Origin of the sequence: Neisseria sp. P0019.S003, from assembly GCF_051957115.1 — a bacterium.
GTDB lineage: Bacteria > Pseudomonadota > Gammaproteobacteria > Burkholderiales > Neisseriaceae > Neisseria > Neisseria flavescens_D.
In genome coordinates this window covers 1-431 of record NZ_JBQCWT010000116.1, presented here as the reverse complement: position 1 = coordinate 431, position 431 = coordinate 1, and the positions used below count along the sequence as shown (strand labels likewise).

The 431-nt window shown below is 51.5% G+C and carries 1 pseudogene; it reads left to right on the top strand.

From position 1 onward, the window contains the following. A pseudogene (locus tag ACTHTS_RS11370) lies at positions 1-431 on the top strand (3-phosphoshikimate 1-carboxyvinyltransferase); the annotation flags it as partial.

The following is a 431-nucleotide window of genomic DNA, read 5'->3' as shown; positions in this document are numbered from 1 at the left end:
AGTGGATGCGCTGCGCATTGTAGGTGCGGACGTACAATATCTGGGCAATGAAAACTACCCTCCGCTTCAGATCGGTAAACGCCAAGACAACGGCGAGCGCGTTATTCCGATTAAAGGCAATGTTTCCAGCCAATTCCTGACCGCCCTGCTGATGGCTTTGCCCTTGACCGGACAAGCATTTGAAATCCACATGGTAGGCGAGTTGATTTCCAAACCTTATATCGACATCACGCTCAAGCTGATGGCGCAGTTCGGTGTGGACATCATCAATGAAGACTACCGTGTATTTAAAATCCCGGCCGATGCCAAATATCATGCGCCAGAGCATTTATATGTAGAAGGCGATGCCTCCAGCGCATCTTATTTCTTGGGCGCAGGCCTGATTGCCGGTACACCCATCCGCGTAACCGGCATCGGCGCACACAGCATTC